Origin of the sequence: Rhodococcus sp. IEGM 1354 (assembly GCF_030056855.1) — a bacterium.
In the GTDB taxonomy this organism is placed as follows: Bacteria; Actinomycetota; Actinomycetes; order Mycobacteriales; family Mycobacteriaceae; genus Rhodococcoides.
Genome location: NZ_JASHKT010000009.1, coordinates 162,178 through 179,663, shown reverse-complemented (window position 1 = coordinate 179,663; position 17,486 = coordinate 162,178). Strand labels below are relative to the sequence as shown.

The following is a 17,486-nucleotide window of genomic DNA, read 5'->3' as shown; positions in this document are numbered from 1 at the left end:
TGTCAGTCGGCCAGAGCCTGCTCGAACATCGGCCAGGAATTGTGGAGATCGTCCTGCCAGTATCCCCACGAGTGCGTCCCACGCTCTCGTAGCTCGAAATGGGCTGGAATATCCAGCTTTTCGAGCGCGCTCTTCAGTCGACGGGTGCAGTCGCCGGTGGCGACCTCGATGGCACCGCCCACCACCATCTGGTTCAGCAGCACGAAACCGGGGCCGTTGGGGTTGGTTCCGTCGAAGGTGTCCGATGCCCCCGCCAGGCCACTGCCGTTGGAGATGTAGAGCGCGGTGCCGCGCAACTTGTCGGCGTTGACGACGGCGTCGTTGCGCACCCAGTCGGGGTCGTCGTCCGGGCCCCACATGTTCTTCACGTCGGCTCCGAGCGCCAACGACACGACGGTCTTGACGTACGCGCGGCCCAACGGATCGGTGGTCGAGGCGCAGCCGCTGTAGGAACCGACCGCCCGGAAGAGACCGGGGTTGTGCGCCGCCAGATTGAGCACCGACGTCGCGGCCATCGAGATCCCGGCAATGACGTTGCGTCCGTTGGTCTTCAGCAGCCGATCGATGAGGGGAGGCAGCTCGCGGGTCAGGAAGGTCTCCCACTTGTTTCGACCGAGCACGCGATCACCGTGCTGCCAGTCCGTGTAGTAGGAGTAGGCACCGCCGACGGGAGTGACGACATTGACGTTCTTGTCCGCGAAGAACGACACGACATCGGTCTGGGTGTACCAGTCCATACCGTCCACCCCACCGCCCGCGCCGTTGAGCAGGTACACGGTGGGGCTCGGCTGCACGCGGTCCGGAGAGCGAAGAATCTTCAGCGGGATGGTTCGATCCATCGCGGCCGAATGCACGAACGCCGTCATGGCGACGGCGTCGGTCTCCTCCGTACGCACCACGTACGACGTCGACGCGGTGTCCGCGGCGGGCGCGGCGAGGGCCGCGCCCTGCGAGGCCGACGCAGCGATACACGCGGCCACGAGCACACCCCTACCGATCCGACGAGCTGTAGCCCCCAGGCCGTTCATATACGTGCTCGCTATCTTCGGCAGAACAGAAGTTGAGTCAATAGCGTTGTACACCAGAACGGGCGCGGAGTTGGAACTTATCGCATGAATTAATCCAAACGACCGTATCGTTCGGCACGGGGTTGTGTCATCGGTGCATCCACCGCTCGACCACGTCCGCTACCGCCGTGGGATTGCGAATCCACCCGTTGTGGCCCAGCGGCTCGTCGATGTGCTCGGTGGTGATGTCGGCGTGGGCAAGCTTGGCCGTCAGATTCTCCATCGAACCCTTGGGTGCCAGATCGTCGCCCTCGATGGTCACGGCCAGCACCGGTAGGGTCAGCCGGCCCATCCGTTCCTCGTAGTCGATGTCGGCACCGGCCGGCTCGATCGAGCCTGTTCGGGCGAACCTCGACCAGTCGTCGATCAACACTCGTGACTGACGGCCGAATCCGCCGATCCCGATGCGGTCCCCCGGCCAGAAACCGGCGATGTTGCTGGTGATCGCCATCGCCGCCGCACCGAAGTAGAGCGGGACCCCGCGAGTGGTGCCGAAACCGCGGTGGTACGGCGATCCGGATGCCACCAGGATCAAGCCACCGAGCCTGCCGCGAATTCGGGCGGCGTACATCGCGCCCAGCTGTCCGCCCATACTGTGGCCCAGCAGATACGGGGTTGCGGCGGGGAACTGCTCGCGTACCACCTCGAAGATCGCCGGAAAGTCGACCGAGACCAGTTCCTGATATCCGTACCTGCTCGACGAACTCGGCTTCGGCTTACTGTCCCCCTGACCCCGAAGATCGCCGATCGCAGCATGGAATCCGCGTGCGACGAGCGCTTCGGCAAACAGCCGATAGTAGCCACCGGGGATGCCGAGACCCGGGAGAACGACGATGACGGGCGCATCGTCCCGGCCCTCGCCCGGGAACAGCGTCACCGGCACCGTCGAACCGTCGGGCATCTGAATCGGAACCGTCTGCATCGGCCCACCCTATGACGGGTGCGGCCGCGCCTCCCCGAGCGCACTACCTCACAGGATGATCGGGTGGTAGCTACCGGTCGACCAGCTGAACCAGAACAGTTGACTGTTGATGAACCCGACTATGGACTCGAGCATGGTGCCCCCTCGACATACCGTCGATACCGAGCGCATCGACGATGAGGCTCAGGTCTACCCGATCGGCGGCGAATCATCGACCGCTGGAGGATATTTCGGCCGAACGAATGACCCTTCGAATCACGAAAGCCGGGCCCGACGGTATGTCGGGCCCGGCTTTCGGATACCGGCTCAGCTGGGAAGCGTACCGGGGATGTTGACGACCGAACCTGTTCCTTCGGAGCTGCCGACAGCGAGCAACTGCAGCAACAGCGAGAGAAATTCCATCAAAACTCCTTCGAGAGAGGGGGATTGGCCGCCGACGCGGCGTCGCGAGCCTTACGGTTCATCGATTCGGCTCCGGTCGGCCGTCCAGGCCGAGGCCTACGGCGCGGAGCCAGGGATGTCAGTCGGAGGAAGAACTGATACCCGAGAAGAGCTGGATGAAGATTGCCAAGAGGTCACCGAGTTCAGCGGACATGCGACAGACTCCTTGTTGTTCGAGGGATGTGCAGATCGAACGTGACGGTCGTCACTCGATTACCTCTGCATGAAGATTTCTACCCGAACGGATAACGTTTCGTACACGCATTTGCATCGAAAAGTCAGAAATCTTGGTGAGCTGTCACAAAACGGTCACGAAGCCGAAAGTCGCGGCCGCCCCCGACAGCGACCGCGACTCGAACACCGACGAATTACGCGGCGCTACCCGACGTCAGCACGCCGACGATCTGCTCGACGATCGCGTCGACGATGCCGTCGTAGACTCCGGTTGCAATGTCGGTGATGAACTGCGCAGCTGAACCCATGAGAACTCCTGATGCTCGTCTCTTCGTACAGCCGTAGGTAATACGGCCTACCACTTTCCTACCGCAACTACCGGCGCGGTGCACAACGCGGCACGAACTCGCGGCTCGGATGCCGAAGTGACGCAAGACGTTCACCGAGCAGGCCCCGGTTCGTAGCCCAGAATTATTCTCCGAGGACGTCTTTCGCGCGACCCACGAGCAACGGGTCTGTTTCGCCCACGATCTCGGAGTCCTTGTTGGCATAGTCGAACTTGTTGAGCACGAACCGCATCGCGTTGATCCGCGCGCGCTTCTTGTCGTTGCTCTTCACCACGGTCCACGGTGCTACGTCGGTATCGGTGGCACGGAAGTTCTCTTCCTTCGCAGCGGTGTACGCATCCCACTTGTCCAGTGACGCAAGGTCCATCGGCGACAGTTTCCACTGCCGTACCGGATCCACCTGCCGGATCGCGAAGCGAGTGCGCTGCTCGTGCTGTGACACCGAGAACCAGAACTTGGTCAAGCTGATGCCCTCGTCCACCAACATCTGCTCGAACAACGGTGCCTGCCGGACGAACTGGGCGTGCTGCTCCTCGGTGCAGAATCCCATGACCCGTTCGACTCCGGCACGGTTGTACCAGGACCTGTCGAACATCACGATCTCGCCGGCCGCAGGCAGATGCCCGATGTACCGCTGGAAATACCACTCCGTCGACTCCCGTACCGACGGCTTCTCCAACGCGACGACACGTGCGCCGCGGGGGTTGAGGTGCTCCATGAACCGCTTGATCGTGCCGCCCTTACCGGCGGCGTCGCGCCCCTCGAAGATGATGACGTGGCGTCGTCCGGTGTCCTTCGACCACATCTGCAGCTTGAGCAGTTCGATTTGCAGCAGTCGCTTCTCGAGTTCGTACTCGGCGCGGGTCATACGTTCGTCGTAGGGGTAGTTCTCACGCCACGTGTCGACGACGTGACCGCCCGGGACCGTCAGCAGCACCGGGTCGTCGTCGTCGGAGTCGTCGACGACGAACCCCGAAGTGTCGGCAAGATCCACGGCGGTCGTGATGTCCAGCACGTCGCTGAGATTCTTGCGTGCAGCCACGCCGTTGCGGAGATCGAAGTCGGTCATGCGCCGAAAGTTAGTGCTCATCGGTGACCGGTCCATGGCGATTCGGTGAACACCGCGCGCGTTCGGACACATCGGACACACTTCCGGTCTGCAAGGGGGACGGACCGGAAGCGACCGACACGTCCGACCGTAATCCTTGCGCCGACAACAGGTCGAGCGTCTGCGTCGTAAACGTCACCGAACTCGGTTTCTCGAACGTTCGATTCTCCGGGTCGATATGGGTGAAAGCCCCGATGTGAAGACAGGCGTCGACGACGCAGACTTCTCACATGACCTTCGAGAGCAATTCCCCCAGAGAATTCACCCTGTCCAACTCGCAGAAGATGATCGGAGGCGTCTGCGGCGGTATAGCCGACTACTTCGGTTGGGACGTCAACCTCGTTCGCGTCGCCACCGTCGCCGGTGCGGTGCTGAGCGGTGGCACAGTCGTGCTGATCTACCTGGCGGCACTGATGCTGATGCCGCGCCGCCCGTGATCTCCCGAGACCGCAGGAAGGCCCCGCATCCTCGCCGGTGGGAGGAGCGGGGCCTTGCCGTCGGCGTTGCCGGCTCGGGGTCTAGCTGGAGCCGAAGCTGCCGGTGCTTCCACCGAGCAGTCCGTCGAGAAGTTCACCGAGACCATCGGTGAGGCCACCGGTGATGGGTCCGGTGATGCCACCGTCTTCGCCGCCGCCGAGGATGGGCAGGAGGCCGGTGAGGAGATCGAGGAGCATGGGTAGACCTTTCGAAAGACGCGTCGTGGCCCGAGTCGGAGGGTGACCAGGCCACAGGAACATAACGTTCTCGACGCGATCCATTCCATCGTTTCGGACAAAAAGGACCCACCGGCTGTTTCGGGGCTCGAAAGCCGACCCAGTTCTTCGCTTTTCCGGTGATCAGTCCTCGGTTTTCCCAGTGATCAACCAACCGCAGGGCGCAGCCAGATCGTCGGCTTCCGCCGGCCCCATCGAGCCCGGCGCGTAGTTCTTCACGGCAGGGGGATCGTTCAACAGCGGCGCCGCCACCTCCCACACGTGGGCCAAGCCGTCGGGTCTGGTGAACAGCGATCGGTCTCCGTTCAGTACGTCGAGGATCAGGCGGGAGTACGGGCTCAGCGGCTCCGCATCGGGCACCGATTTCAGCGGCAACGACAGATGTCCGACGGACAGGTCGAAATCCGGTCCCGGTTCCTTGACCGTCATGGCGATATCGATGCTGCCGTCACCGGACAGGTCGAACGAGAGCACCGCGCCGTCTTCGGGCAGCGTCGACAGTGGACTATCGGCGGGCTTGCGGAACACCAGCGAGACGCGCTGGTTGCTCACCCCCAACATCTTTCCGGTGCGGAGCAGGAACGGAACTCCGCGCCAGCGGTCGGTGTCCACCCACAACTTGGCCGCGACGAACGTGTCGACCGTCGAATCCTCGGCCACCCCGTCGACGTCACGGTAACCGTCGTACTGCCCCAGAACCACCTCGTCGGTGTCGAGTGGACGGAACTGCCCGATCACCGTTTCGCGAGCCGACTGCAGGTCTTCGGCCTTCAACGACGCAGGCGGCTCCATCGCCACCTCCGCGGCAACCTGGAACAAGTGGGTGACGAGCATGTCCAGCACGGCACCGGTCTCGTCGTAGAACTCGGCACGGTCGTCGATGTCGAGCGTCTCGGGGACGTCGATCTGTACCTGGGCCACGTGCTCGCGATTCCAGATGCCGCTGATCATGCCGTTCGCGAAGCGCAACACGTGCAGGTTCTGCGTCGCCTCCTTGCCCAGGAAGTGGTCGATGCGATAGACCTGCTCTTCGTCGACGACCTTGTGCACGGCTTTGTCGAGTTCTTCGAAGTTGCTCTGTGAGGTGCCGAAGGGCTTCTCGTAGACCACGCGGGAACCCTCGGCAAGATCGTGCGCTCCCAACGCCTCGGTGTAATCGACGAACGTGCTCGGCGGCAGCGCAATGTAGTGCACCAGCTGGGCGTCGTCACCGATCTCTTTCTTGGCATCGGCGACGACGTCGGGAAGGGTGCCGGGATCGTCGACGGTGAAGCCGTTGCCCGCGAATCGGATTCGCTTCGAGAACGCCGACCAATCGTCGTCGGCGACGTTCTCGGCGAACTCGTCGAGCACATCTTTCACGTGGTCGCGGAACTCGTCGTCGGACGAATCCTTACGACCGTTACCGATCAGGATCCATTTCTCCGGCAGCAGGCCTTCGACGTGGAGTTGGTAGAACGACGGCAGAACCATTCGCTTCGCGAGGTCTCCGGTCGCGCCGAACAGGACGAATACAGTGGGTTGCGAGGACGCCATGACCTCCACTATGCACCGCATAGCGCTACCTAGGTGAGAGTGCACGAAGATGACCAGATCACGGTTTCACGGAGAGATCTACGGGGTAGGTACGACGTCGGGAGTGCGCATCGTCGTCGGACACTGGACGCGTTCGCCCCTCGGCGAATTCACCGATGTGATGATCCAGTTCGCGGACGGTCGACGCCTACTCGTGGCACCGAGCGAGGCGGTACGTGAATTCGTCACGGCCACATACTCGTTCGATTCCACCGAGCTGGTACCGGTCGCCTTCTCGGAACAGCCCGACGGGTGGCGATCCGTCGTCGCCGGGGATCTGTCGGTACGCATTCGAGTCGCCGGACCGACGGTTCTCGGCCGTGCCCTGAGCCTCGTCCCCGACGCAGTGTCCACCGCACCCTGGTTCTGTACGATCAGCGACCCCATCGCCCGAGTGATACTGCGCGGAGTGCGCACTCGCGGCAGCGCAGGCGGAGGCCGGCGCGAATACTACGGAGCCAGGCACCAGCACCGCGTCGTCGACGTCGTCGCGTCCTGGCGGGGAGAGGACCTCGGCTCGCTGACGCCCGTCACTCCCCCGGTGACATTCGGTTTCGGCAGCACCCCCGCGGCACCGTCGGTCACCTCCATCACCACCACGATCGACTCTTAGACCACTGCTGTTTCACATCACTGCTCTCACACCACTGCTGCTCCGACTTCGCGGAGTTCCTCGAGAGCTGCTGCGGCGGTCTCGGGAGCGACCCCGGCCACCAGATCGGTGAGAACCCGAACGTCCAGGTGCTGTGCCACTGCATCTTTCGCCGACGCCAGGACGCAGTAATCGGTGGCGAGACCGACGACGTCGACGGCCGTCACCTCGTTGGCGGTCAGGATCTCGGACAGGGGTGTTCCGTCCTCGGTGACGCCTTCGAACGCCGAGTACGACGGTCTTCCCTGCCCCTTGTAGACATGCACGTCGACGCTGCCGGTTCGGTAATCCGGGTGATACTCCGCGCCGACCGTGCCCGCGACGCAGTGCACCGGCCACGTGGTGACGAAGTCCGGAGCGGCGTCGGTGGCGAAATGTCCACCGTTGTCGCTGTCACCGTCGTGCCAGTCGCGTGAGGACACCACGAGGTCGTAGTCGTCGCCGCTCCGGGCGAGGTACGCACTGATCCGGCGCGCCACCTCCCCACCGCCGACCACGGCCAGGGCACCGCCCTCGGTGAAATCGTTCTGAACATCGACTACCAACAGAGCACGAGTCATGTGTCCCAGTATCCTCGACAGGTGCGCGTGTCGTCTCTGGTGACCTATCCCGTCAAAGGATGTGCCGGTACGGCACTGGACTCGGCCCGGGTGAGTACAGCCGGTCTCGAACACGACCGAGCGTTCATGATCGTCGACTCGGACGGCTCGTTCCGCAGCCAACGCACCGATCCCGTACTGGCCGTCGTTCGCTGCTCGGTGGAAGACGGTTCACTGACACTGCGCCACGAGAACGCAGGAAGCGTCACCGCCGTCGTCGATCGTGAATCCGCGGACCGCGAGGTCACCATGTTCGGCAAGCCGCTGCGCGGCATCGACCAGGGCGACGACATCGCCGCCTGGCTCACCGACGTCATCGGCGAGCCCTCACGCCTCGTCGCCGCGCCCCGCGATCACGGCCGCATCACCGACGGAATCCGCCCCGGCTCAGCCCACTTCGCCGACAGCGCCGCCGTGCACATCCTCTCGACCGCCACGCTGGCCGGGCTCAATTCCCGCCTCGACACCCCGCTGCCGATAGACCGATTTCGGCCCAACATCGTCGTCGACGGCTCGCGGGACGCTCATGTCGAGGACGAGGTACGCGACATCTCGATCGGCGACGCACGATTGGCGTACACGAAGCTGGCGATCCGCTGCGCCGTCACCACCGTCGAGCAGACAACCGGTGTTCGCACCGGACCGGAACCCCTGCGCACTCTCGGCACCTACCGCCGGGCCCGACAGAAGGGCGTCGCCTTCGGCTCGAAGTTCTCGGTGGTCGAGGAAGGAACCGTCTCGATCGGGGACGAACTACGCGTCGAGAGTTGGGGAGTGTCGGAGCTCTAGCTCGAACGGCATGTGATTCGCCCACCCGTTACGCGCGCGCAGCGAAACCTGCTCTCCTGCTTGCACAGTCACCGTTCGCCGGCCGGTTCCCAGCGCAGCGTTCGTGCCGCGGTACCGAATGAAGGCCGTCAGCTCGTGGCGGCCAGGTGCCAGCTCGTAGGTCGACGGCTCTGCCCACGACTGGCGATGCTCCACGCCGTCGATCGTGACGAACGGCCGCGCCAGCGTGCGCACCAACGACGCATTCACCCAATGCGGAGCGAACTCGATCTCGACGGTGCCCATTGTTACCTAGAGTAACGGCATAGCGCGGGTGTGGTGCGCTGAGTGTCCACTATTCGGCTCCGCAGTCGGGATCCCGCCTAGGCGAACGAATTGTGGACCACCACGTCACTCGCTCCGGTGGCAACGAGCGCCGCCAGCTGGATGCGCGCCTGCCCCGCTCGCAGTTCCCGCGAGAACACCGCACCGGCGTCGAGCAGATCGTGGCCACCGCCTCCGCCGCCGTACGTCGGCGAGGTCTCGCCGAACGGCACCCGCGTCGTGACGACCACGTGCACCCCGGCGGCGACAGCCTCTTTCACCGCGTGCACCACCAGGGCGTTGGTGTTACCCGAGCCCAGCGCCTCGAGCACGATGCCCGACGCCCCTGCTTCGCGGCAGGCGTCGATCTGTACCCCGTCCGCGCCGGGATACAGCGCGACGATGTCCACTCGGATCCCCGCAATGGGCCTCCACAGCAACGGTTTCGGTCGCGGCAACGCGGCCGATCGGAACGCGTCGAGCTCGGAGGTGTGCTTCTTGATCGCCCCGCGGGCCGGCAGTACTCGTCCGCCGAACGCAATCAGCACCCCCCGCTCGGACCACGCGGCCGCTACCGCTGCTGCGATGTTGCGCGGACCGTCCGGGTCCGGATGATCGGCAGTACGTTGAGCCCCGGTGAACACCACTGCACGGGCGTCGTCGTGGAACAGGTCGACGTAGAGCGCCGACTCCTCCATGGTGTCGGTGCCGTGCAACACCACCACTCCGGCGCAGCCGTCCTCTGACAGAGCGTCGACCACGGCAGTGCGAATGGCATCGAGATCGGCGAAGTTCAGGGCGGAACTGTCCTTCGACATCACCTCGCGCACCGACACGCCGTCCATCTCGACGCCCACGCCTGCGACCGGCCGCGAAACCCCGTGCTCGTCGCGACTACTGGCGATCGTCCCACCTGTAGTCAACAACGCGACGAACTCAGCACTGTCGGGTCGTTTCGGCAGGCTCCACTCCTCAGTCATTACGGGCGGCTACCTCTCGAATTCTGTTGCGGCACATGTACCATCCGGCGATCAACATCGGCGCGATGAGCAGGATGGACGCGACGGTCCACGTACCGACGGGTTTGTCGAAGGCCATCAGCACCAGTACACAAGCCAGAAAGCCTAGCGTTGCGTAGCCGGTGTACGGGGCACCGAACAACCGGAACGCAGGCCGGGTGACCGCACCCGTCTTCGACAGCGACCAGAACTTGAGCTGGCACGCCACGATGACGGCCCACGCGCTGATGATGCCGAGCGCGGCGAGGTTCAGCACGATCTCGAACGCCTGCGCCGGGACCACTGCGTTGAGGACGACGCCGAGCAACGTCACCACCGACGTCAATGCGATGCCGCCGTACGGAACTCCCTGCTTGTTCATGCGGGCCGCGAACTTCGGTGCCGAACCGGCGACCGCCATCGAGTGCAGGATGCGTCCGGTGGAGTACAGCCCGGCGTTGAGAGACGACAGTGCTGCGGTGAGCACGACGAGGTTCATGATCGCGTCGGCACCCTCGACGTCGATCGCTCCGAAGAATGTGACGAACGGGCTCTCACCGGCCTGATACGCCGTGTAGGGAAGCAACAGCGAGAGCAGGAGCACCGAGCCGACGTAGAAGACGACGATGCGGACGATGACGGTGTTGATCGCCTTGGGGATGACCTTCTCGGGGTTCTGCGTCTCTCCGGCGGCGGTACCGACCAATTCGATCGAGGCATAAGCGAATACGACGCCCTGGATCACGACGATCGCCGGAAGCAGTCCGTTGGGGATGAGACCGCCGTTGTCGGTGAGGACGCTCAGACCCGGAGCCTGACCGTCGATGGGGGTGCCGAAGATGACGTAGTAGGTGCCGATCGCGAGGAACGTCACCAGGGCCACGACCTTGATGAGTGCGAACCAGAACTCGAGCTCACCGAACACCTTGACCGACACCAGGTTCAGACCCAAGACCAACACCAGTCCGGCCAGCGCGAACACCCATTGATCGACGTTGCCCAGCGGTGCCCAGTACTTCTTGAAGAAGTTCATGTACAGCGCCACTGCCGTCACGTCCACGACGGCCGTCATCGCCCAGTTCATCCAGTACAACCACCCAGCCGCGAAAGCGACCTTCTCACCGAAGAACTCGCGGGAGTACGAGACGAACGATCCGGACGACGGGCGGTGCATCACCAGCTCACCCAGTGCGCGCAGGATCAAGAATGCGAAGAATCCGCACAGTGCGTAGACCAGAACCAACGCGGGCCCGGCGTCGCGCAGTCGCCCACCGGCACCCATGAACAGGCCGGTGCCGATCGCGCCGCCGATGGCGATCATCTGAATCTGGCGCGGGGCCAGCTCTTTTCGATACCCCAGCTCCTCTTCGCTGAAGGCCTGCTTCTGGGTCGGGTTCTCGGTGCTCATCGCATTACCTCGTCGACGTCTCGGGAGCAACGGAATGCTCGGTGGGAGCCACCCGCAGGTTCGCGAGATGCTCGGGGCTCAGCAGTCGATCCAGCTCTTCTCGAGCCAGCAGACCCTTCTCGAGCACCAGATCGACGACATTGCGGCCGGTGACCAGCGCTTCCTGCGCAATGGCCGTCGACTCCACGTACCCGAGATACGGGCTGAGCGCAGTGACCAGACCGATGGAGTTCTCCACCCGCTCACGCAGCAGATCGACGTTCGCGGTGATGCCGTCGACGCACCGATGCGCGACGGTGCGACACGCCGCACTCAGGTGCGCCATACCGTCGGACAGGGATTTGACGATGATCGGCTCGAAAGCGTTGAGCTGCAACTGCCCTGCCTCGGCGGCCATCGTGATGGTGACGTCGTGGCCGATCACCTCGTAGGCAACCTGATTGAGAACCTCGGGTATGACGGGGTTGACCTTGCCGGGCATGATCGACGAACCCGCCTGCATCGGAGGCAGATTGATCTCGTTGAAGCCCGCGCGCGGCCCGGAGGACAGCAGTCGGAGGTCGTTGCAGATCTTCGACAGTTTCACTGCGACGCGCTTGAGCACACCGGACAGGTGCACGAACTGACCGACGTCCTGGGTTGCCTCGATCAGATCCGTTGCGGTGACCAACGGCAAGCCGGTGATGGTGCGCAGGTGCGCGACGGCAGACTCGGTGTATCCGGCAGGAGCGTTGAGGCCGGTACCGATGGCCGTGGCCCCGAGGTTGATCTCGTGCACCAGCAACGCTGCCTCTTCGAGCCGTGAGCAGTCCTCGTCGATCATGATCGCGTAGGTGCCGAACTCCTGGCCGAGCGTCATCGGCACCGCGTCCTGCAGCTGGGTGCGGCCCATCTTGACGACGGTGGCGAACTCGCTTGCTTTGCGGGAGAACGAATCTCGCAGAACCTTCATCGATGCGATCAGCTCGTGCACGGCGAAGATGGTCGCGATGTTCACCGACGTCGGATACACGTCGTTGGTGGACTGCGAGGCATTCACATGCTCGTTGGGGTGCAGCATCGAGTAGTCACCGTGCGCGTGGCCGAGGATTTCCAGGGCACGATTGGCGATGACCTCGTTGGCGTTCATGTTGGTCGACGTACCCGCGCCGCCCTGAATGACGTCGACGACGAACTGCTCGTGCCACTGGCCGTCGAGAATTTCCTGGCACGCGGCCCGGATCGCTTCCCCGCGGGTGGCGTCGAGAATTCCGAGATCCTGATTTGCCGCCGCGGCCGCCCACTTCACGGCTGCGAGCCCGCGGACGAGGTGCGCGTTGGTGGAGATCGGTCGACCCGTGATGGGAAAGTTCTCCAGCGCACGCAGGGTATGAATCCCCCAGTAGACGGTCATCGGAATCTCGCGTTCGCCGAGAAGGTCTTTCTCGATGCGGGTATCGGCCACGGTGGGTGCGCTCCTTCAAGGGGTGTCCAGCTGTCCGGCTGTCTGACAGGTAGAGTGTGGCGCAGAACACCTCGTCGGTCAACCCCGGGATAGGATCACTGCATGAACCTGTCGGACAGCTGGGCAGTCAGTGCGCCCACAAATGCCCGCATGAGCGCCGCCGAGGCTGTCTTCGCCGACCTGCGTGCCGCGATCTCGTCGGGGAAGCTCCCCGTCGGGCAGAAGCTGCCGTCCGAGGCGGCGCTGGCCGCGAGGCACAGCGTCAGTCGTTCCGTCATCCGCGAGGCGCTGCGCTCGTGCCACGCCCTCGGCCTGACCGAGACCAAGACGGGCCTCGGCACCTTCGTCGTCCGTGATCGCGTGGGTAGCGACCTCGACATCGGCAACTACGAGGCCCGCGAACTCATGGAGGCCCGCCCCCACGTCGAGGTACCCGCAGCCGGGTGGGCAGCCGAACGACGCACCGACGACGAGTTGGCGATTCTCTCCGGCTTGGCCGACGAGATGCGTTCCGAGGACGACCACGAGGCCTGGGTCCTGTTGGACGCGCAGTTCCACACCGCGATCGCGCGGGCCAGCCGGAACCGCGTGTTCGAGTCGATCGTCGTCGACATCCGGGACGCCTTGACGCGGCAGTCCGAAACGTTGAACCTCGTCGCACACCGGCAGCAGCAGTCCAACGTCGAACACGACGCCATCGTCGCCGGTATCCGATCCGGCGAGTACGACGCAGCGGCCCGCGCCATGACCGCCCACCTCGATGCCGTCCGTGGTGCAGTGGAGTCGCTCGCCGATCGGCCCAGCTGACCGTACGACTAAGCTGCTGGCCGTGACGAAGGTACTGAACTCCCTCCCGGTCGGTGAACGAATCGGCATTGCATTCTCCGGTGGTCTCGACACCTCGGTAGCGGTGGCCTGGATGCGCGAGCACGGCGCGATCCCGTTTGCCTACACCGCCGACATCGGCCAGTACGACGAGCCGGATCTGTCCGACGTACCCGCCCGCGGCCTTGCGTACGGTGCCGAGCAGGCCCGGCTGATCGACTGCCGCGAACCGCTGGTCGAGGAAGGCCTCGCGGCACTGACCTGCGGCGCGTTCCACATCCGATCGTCGCTGCAGACGTACTTCAACACCACTCCCCTCGGCCGCGCGGTGACCGGCACGCTGCTCGTGCGCGCGATGCAGGAAGACGGCGTCTCCATCTGGGGCGACGGCTCTACGTACAAGGGCAACGACATCGAGCGGTTCTACCGCTACGGCCTGCTCGCCAACCCCGAGTTGCGCATCTACAAGCCGTGGCTCGACGAGGCATTCGTCGCCGAGCTCGGCGGCAGGCACGAAATGTCGCAGTGGCTCACCCAGCGCACCCTCCCCTACCGTGACTCGGCGGAGAAGGCGTACTCCACCGACGCCAACATCTGGGGCGCCACCCACGAGGCGAAGCGCCTCGAATACCTCGACACCTCCCTCGAAATCGTCTCGCCCATCATGGGTGTCCGATTCTGGGACCCCGAGGTCGAGATCGCAGCCGAGGACGTCACCGTCGAGTTCGAGCGAGGCCGGCCCGTCCGCATCAACGGCAAGTCCTTCGACAGTGCCGTCGACCTGGTGATGGAAGCCAACGCCATCGGCGGGCGCCACGGACTCGGCATGTCCGACCAGATCGAGAACCGAATCATCGAGGCCAAGAGTCGCGGCATCTACGAGGCCCCGGGCATGGCCCTGCTGCACATCACCTACGAGCGACTGGTCAACGCCGTCCACAACGAGGACACCATCGCGTCGTACCACAACGAGGGCCGCCGACTCGGACGCCTGCTCTACGAGGGCCGCTGGTTCGATCCGCAGGCGCTCATGCTGCGCGAGGGCCTGCAGCGCTGGGTCGGCAACGTCGTCACCGGCAGCGTGACGGTTCGCCTGCGCCGCGGTCAGGACTTCACGATCGTCGACACCCAGGGCAGCAACTTCAGCTACCACCCCGAGAAACTGTCGATGGAGCGTAGCCAGGGGCAGGCCTTCTTCCCCGGCGACCGCATCGGCCAGTTGACGATGCGCAACCTCGACATCGCCGATTCACGCAGCAAACTCGAGCAGTACGCCGCTCAGAATCAGCTGACCGCCTGGGGCGACCTTATCGGCGAACTCGCCCCCGGTGGAGCCGACGCCATCGCCGCCAGCAGCGCCGAGAACTCCGTGGACTCCGCAGCCCTCGACCACGCCGCAATCGAGTCCGGCACCGACTAGGGCCCTGCCCAACTGGATCGTTCCGCAGGCTCCACTCCTGCTGCCGAACTCGAAGTTATGGACGGATTTCTGCCGATTTCCGTCCATAACTTCGAGTTCGGCTACTCCTCGGGCTCCGTCAGGCCTTGATGCTCGTCGCGTTCCGCCCATTCGAGTAGCTCGTCGATTGCGAACACCGCGTCGTCGATACCGGCATGTAGGTCGCCCAGTTCGGCGAATCTGGCCGGCACCGTGAAGATCGTGAACTCGCGTGGATCGACGTCGGGCACCTCGGCCCACGAAATGGGCGTCGACACAGTGGCTTCCGGGTTTCCCCGCACCGAATAGGCGCTGGCGATCGTGTGGTCGCGCGCATTCTGGTTGTAATCGACGAACAACTTCGACGGGTCTCGATCCTTGCGCCACCACGTCGTCGTCACGTCCTCGGGCGCGCGTCGCTCCACCTCCCGCGCGAATGCCAGTGCAGCCCTTCGTAAATCCTTGAAGCCGTGCGCGGGGTCGATGCGAACGTAGATGTGCAGACCGTGACCGCCCGAGGTCTTGGGCCAGCCGACAGCACCGAGATCTCCCAGAACGTCCTGCACCACGCCGGCGACGCGTTGGACCCGATCGAAGGGGCAGTCGGGCATCGGATCGAGGTCGATGCGCCATTCGTCGGGCATCTCGACGTCGGCGCGGCGCGAGTTCCACGGATGGAACTCCACCGTCGACATCTGTACCGCCCACGCCACGTGCGCCAATTCGGTCACGCACAGCTCGTCCGCGGTGCGGTTGTAGCGAGGAAACGTCACCTCGACGGTCTCCAACCACGGCGGCGCTCCGTGCGGCACCCGCTTCTGGTGCACCTTGTCTCCGGCGAGGCCCTTGGGGAAGCGATGCATCATGCACGGCCGTTCGCGCAACGCGCGGACGATGCCGTCGCCGACGCTCAGGTAGTAGTTCACCAGATCCAACTTCGTGGCACCGCTCTCGGGGAAGTACACCCGATCGGGGTTGGAGATGCGCACCGTGCGCGTGCCCACCTCGAGTTCTATTGCCGGAGATGCCATACCAGCGACACTAGGGGTACCCGCGGCCGCGCGCGCTCGGAAGTCGGAGATTTTCTCGCAGGTCCGCCGAAGCTACGCGTGGGAACGCAGCGTGATGCCGTAGCGGTCTCGCTTGCGGTAGATCGTGGCTCGACTCATTCCCAGTTCCTCGCCCGCCTGATTCATCGTGATGCCGGGCCGGCTGAGCACTCGAATCATCTCGTCTCGTTCGAAGGTCTCGATTCGCGTCAGACGTTGCGTGGTTCGCGAAAGCACCTCGGGCGGCAGATGATCGACGCCGACGACGTCGGCTCGCACAGCCGCCTCGTGCATCACCGTCGCCAGCTCGGTGACGTTTCCCGGCCACGAATATCCGACGAGGGCTCGTTCGGCGTCCCCGGTCAGGCTGACCTCGCGTCCACGTGCCCGTAACGCCAGATGCCGAGCGAGCGGAGCGATGTCCTCGGGCCGATCGCGTAGCGGCGGGACCTCGACGACCGAACGCACCAACTGCGCCAGGGCAGCGGGAACAGCGTCGTAATCGGAGGCCGTCAGGGTGACGGGCACGCCGTCACCGACACGAGAGATCAGTTCCGCCAACGCGTCTGCCCCTCGCGCCGGAAGCCGGTCCACGTCTCGGACGATGACTGCGGTGTCCGGCTTGGGCAGCTCGGGCGTCCACAGGTCCAGCCAGGCATCGACGTCTCGTGCCGCCGGAACTCCGGCACTGAGAATTCGACCCCGTGGGCGGATGGTACGGAGCGCTCGGGCCAGAATCGTGGCACGTCCGGTTCCCGGTTCCCCCACCAACAAGACCGAATCATGTTGGCTCAGAGCTGTTTCGGAGGACGCGAGAGCCTGATTCCACCGCGTCGACAGCGTCGGGACGCTGCCCGCACCCGGCCGACCCGACGACGCTTCGACGCGGAAGACCGTCCCACGTGGTGCCGGACGCGCATGCTGCCCCTGTGCTCGTGCGAGCATCATCGCGGCCGTGTTGCCTGCTGCAGATTGAGCAAGGGCCAGAAGAAGATCCGTCGACGATTCCGACCACGTGGTGAAGTTGACGCAACCCTCGACGGCGCCGGTCATGGGGTTCAGAACCGGGGCCGCCGCGCACGTGTACCCGGTGAGCGAGAACGAATAATGCTCCGACGCGCGGACCACTGCGGGCACTCGATCGGCGAGCGCGAGGGCCAGGCCATTGGTGCCCGCCTGGTTCTCGCCGTACGAGAAGCCGGGGGCAAGATGCACACGGTCGAGCGCGGCCAACAACTCACGATCCGCGCTCACCCGATCGAGCACCAGCCCGTCCGCATCGGTGAGCATCATCGACACCGGCTCGTTGGCCAACGTATCGCGCAGTCCGTCGAGCACCTCGCGCCCACATCGATAGAACAGCGATTCGCCGTCGTAGGTACCCGAGAATGCGGGTGCGACGTCCTCGAGCGGCACTCCGAACTCCTGGCTTCGATGCCAGGACGCGAGCAACCGATGTGAGACGGCAGCGAGGGGCTCCGAATGCATGCGGGCCCGGACGAGACCCTCGGAATCTGCCATGTGATCCAGGTTACATTCGCTGGTTGCCATGCATTCGCCACCAGTGTCTCGAATTGAGACATCGCCCCACGTCATCGAGCCGCGTCCGCGCCTACCGTCGAGAACAGATCGTT

Annotated in this window: 17 protein-coding genes; 5 read left to right on the top strand and 12 right to left on the bottom strand. The window is 64.4% G+C overall.

Annotated features, from left to right (window positions below; genetic code table 11):
• Positions 1-2: 2 nt before the first annotated feature.
• The 3 genes from QM588_RS19785 to ppk2 all read right to left on the bottom strand — a co-directional run bounded on the left by QM588_RS19785 (position 3) and on the right by ppk2 (position 4,020).
• Positions 3-1,028, bottom strand: a complete 1,026-nt coding sequence (locus QM588_RS19785) for an alpha/beta hydrolase (protein WP_442972950.1) — start codon at positions 1,026-1,028, stop codon at positions 3-5.
• Positions 1,029-1,155: 127 nt separating this feature from the next.
• Positions 1,156-1,989 (bottom strand): alpha/beta hydrolase family protein, encoded by an 834-nt coding sequence (locus QM588_RS19780; protein WP_283315844.1) that lies wholly within the window; start codon positions 1,987-1,989, stop codon positions 1,156-1,158.
• Between the two features lie 1,086 nt (positions 1,990-3,075).
• Entirely contained in the window at positions 3,076-4,020 is a 945-nt protein-coding gene (gene ppk2 / locus QM588_RS19775) for a polyphosphate kinase 2 (RefSeq protein WP_283315843.1), read from the bottom strand.
• A 269-nt stretch (positions 4,021-4,289) separates the two neighbouring features.
• Here ppk2 and QM588_RS19770 point away from each other — a divergent pair, with 269 nt between their 5' ends.
• Complete coding sequence (locus QM588_RS19770) at positions 4,290-4,496, top strand: PspC domain-containing protein (protein WP_027498428.1); 207 nt, start codon at positions 4,290-4,292, stop codon at positions 4,494-4,496.
• An 81-nt stretch (positions 4,497-4,577) separates the two neighbouring features.
• On the opposite strand, the gene QM588_RS19765 is transcribed toward QM588_RS19770, so the two are convergent.
• Positions 4,578-4,733, bottom strand: a complete 156-nt coding sequence (locus tag QM588_RS19765) for a hypothetical protein (RefSeq protein WP_155288427.1) — start codon at positions 4,731-4,733, stop codon at positions 4,578-4,580.
• Positions 4,734-4,895: 162 nt separating this feature from the next.
• Positions 4,896-6,308, bottom strand: coding sequence for a glucose-6-phosphate dehydrogenase (locus tag QM588_RS19760; RefSeq protein ID WP_283315841.1), 1,413 nt, complete (start codon positions 6,306-6,308; stop codon positions 4,896-4,898).
• A 49-nt stretch (positions 6,309-6,357) separates the two neighbouring features.
• On the opposite strand from QM588_RS19760, the gene QM588_RS19755 reads away from it, so the two are divergent.
• On the top strand, positions 6,358-6,960 hold the full coding sequence (locus QM588_RS19755; RefSeq protein ID WP_283315840.1) for a hypothetical protein: 603 nt from the start codon (positions 6,358-6,360) through the stop codon (positions 6,958-6,960).
• Positions 6,961-6,986: 26 nt separating this feature from the next.
• Here QM588_RS19755 and QM588_RS19750 read toward each other — a convergent pair whose 3' ends face one another.
• The gene (locus QM588_RS19750) at positions 6,987-7,559 is read right to left on the bottom strand and encodes an isochorismatase family protein (RefSeq protein ID WP_283315839.1); all 573 of its coding nucleotides are present in this window, start codon (positions 7,557-7,559) and stop codon (positions 6,987-6,989) included.
• Between the two features lie 21 nt (positions 7,560-7,580).
• On the opposite strand from QM588_RS19750, the gene QM588_RS19745 reads away from it, so the two are divergent.
• The gene (locus QM588_RS19745; RefSeq protein WP_283315837.1) at positions 7,581-8,387 is read left to right on the top strand and encodes an MOSC domain-containing protein; all 807 of its coding nucleotides are present in this window, start codon (positions 7,581-7,583) and stop codon (positions 8,385-8,387) included.
• Here QM588_RS19745 and QM588_RS19740 read toward each other — a convergent pair.
• The 4 genes from QM588_RS19740 to aspA form a co-directional block, all read right to left on the bottom strand.
• A complete protein-coding gene (locus QM588_RS19740) occupies positions 8,352-8,672 on the bottom strand; it encodes a hypothetical protein (RefSeq protein WP_283315835.1) in 321 nt (106 codons plus the stop codon). The genes QM588_RS19745 and QM588_RS19740 overlap by 36 nt on opposite strands.
• A gap of 77 nt (positions 8,673-8,749) precedes the next feature.
• Positions 8,750-9,670: an asparaginase gene (locus tag QM588_RS19735; protein WP_283315833.1), complete on the bottom strand. Its 921-nt coding sequence runs from the start codon at positions 9,668-9,670 to the stop codon at positions 8,750-8,752.
• Positions 9,663-11,096 (bottom strand): amino acid permease, encoded by a 1,434-nt coding sequence (locus QM588_RS19730; RefSeq protein WP_032399574.1) that lies wholly within the window; start codon positions 11,094-11,096, stop codon positions 9,663-9,665. Before QM588_RS19730 ends, QM588_RS19735 begins: the two co-directional genes overlap by 8 nt.
• A gap of 4 nt (positions 11,097-11,100) precedes the next feature.
• Positions 11,101-12,540 carry an aspartate ammonia-lyase gene (gene aspA, locus QM588_RS19725; protein ID WP_027498436.1) on the bottom strand — a complete coding sequence of 480 codons (1,440 nt, stop codon included), beginning with the start codon at positions 12,538-12,540 and terminating at the stop codon, positions 11,101-11,103.
• A gap of 102 nt (positions 12,541-12,642) precedes the next feature.
• Between aspA and QM588_RS19720 the strand changes: the two genes are divergently transcribed.
• Together QM588_RS19720 and argG are read left to right on the top strand one after the other, a co-directional pair.
• A complete protein-coding gene (locus QM588_RS19720) occupies positions 12,643-13,347 on the top strand; it encodes a FadR/GntR family transcriptional regulator (protein WP_283315831.1) in 705 nt (234 codons plus the stop codon).
• 22 nt (positions 13,348-13,369) lie between these two features.
• Complete coding sequence (argG, locus tag QM588_RS19715; protein WP_032365410.1) at positions 13,370-14,785, top strand: argininosuccinate synthase; 1,416 nt, start codon at positions 13,370-13,372, stop codon at positions 14,783-14,785.
• A gap of 101 nt (positions 14,786-14,886) precedes the next feature.
• On the opposite strand, the gene ligD is transcribed toward argG, so the two are convergent.
• On the bottom strand, positions 14,887-15,834 hold the full coding sequence (gene ligD, locus QM588_RS19710) for a non-homologous end-joining DNA ligase (RefSeq protein ID WP_283315829.1): 948 nt from the start codon (positions 15,832-15,834) through the stop codon (positions 14,887-14,889).
• Positions 15,835-15,906: 72 nt separating this feature from the next.
• Positions 15,907-17,373, bottom strand: coding sequence for a helix-turn-helix domain-containing protein (locus QM588_RS19705; RefSeq protein WP_283315828.1), 1,467 nt, complete (start codon positions 17,371-17,373; stop codon positions 15,907-15,909).
• Positions 17,374-17,486 lie beyond the last annotated feature (113 nt).

Excerpts from the sequence above, each read along its gene's own strand:
- QM588_RS19785 (WP_442972950.1), bottom strand. The coding sequence starts at position 1,028 with ATGAACGGCCTGGGGGCTACAGCTCGTCGGATCGGTAGGGGTGTGCTC.
- QM588_RS19780 (WP_283315844.1), bottom strand. The coding sequence starts at position 1,989 with ATGCAGACGGTTCCGATTCAGATGCCCGACGGTTCGACGGTGCCGGTG.
- ppk2 (WP_283315843.1), bottom strand. The coding sequence starts at position 4,020 with ATGACCGACTTCGATCTCCGCAACGGCGTGGCTGCACGCAAGAATCTC.
- QM588_RS19770 (WP_027498428.1), top strand. The coding sequence starts at position 4,290 with ATGACCTTCGAGAGCAATTCCCCCAGAGAATTCACCCTGTCCAACTCG.
- QM588_RS19765 (WP_155288427.1), bottom strand. The coding sequence starts at position 4,733 with ATGCTCCTCGATCTCCTCACCGGCCTCCTGCCCATCCTCGGCGGCGGC.
- QM588_RS19760 (WP_283315841.1), bottom strand. The coding sequence starts at position 6,308 with ATGGCGTCCTCGCAACCCACTGTATTCGTCCTGTTCGGCGCGACCGGA.
- QM588_RS19755 (WP_283315840.1), top strand. The coding sequence starts at position 6,358 with ATGACCAGATCACGGTTTCACGGAGAGATCTACGGGGTAGGTACGACG.
- QM588_RS19750 (WP_283315839.1), bottom strand. The coding sequence starts at position 7,559 with ATGACTCGTGCTCTGTTGGTAGTCGATGTTCAGAACGATTTCACCGAG.
- QM588_RS19740 (WP_283315835.1), bottom strand. The coding sequence starts at position 8,672 with ATGGGCACCGTCGAGATCGAGTTCGCTCCGCATTGGGTGAATGCGTCG.
- QM588_RS19735 (WP_283315833.1), bottom strand. The coding sequence starts at position 9,670 with ATGACTGAGGAGTGGAGCCTGCCGAAACGACCCGACAGTGCTGAGTTC.
- QM588_RS19730 (WP_032399574.1), bottom strand. The coding sequence starts at position 11,096 with ATGAGCACCGAGAACCCGACCCAGAAGCAGGCCTTCAGCGAAGAGGAG.
- QM588_RS19720 (WP_283315831.1), top strand. The coding sequence starts at position 12,643 with ATGAACCTGTCGGACAGCTGGGCAGTCAGTGCGCCCACAAATGCCCGC.
- ligD (WP_283315829.1), bottom strand. The coding sequence starts at position 15,834 with ATGGCATCTCCGGCAATAGAACTCGAGGTGGGCACGCGCACGGTGCGC.
- QM588_RS19705 (WP_283315828.1), bottom strand. The coding sequence starts at position 17,373 with ATGGCAGATTCCGAGGGTCTCGTCCGGGCCCGCATGCATTCGGAGCCC.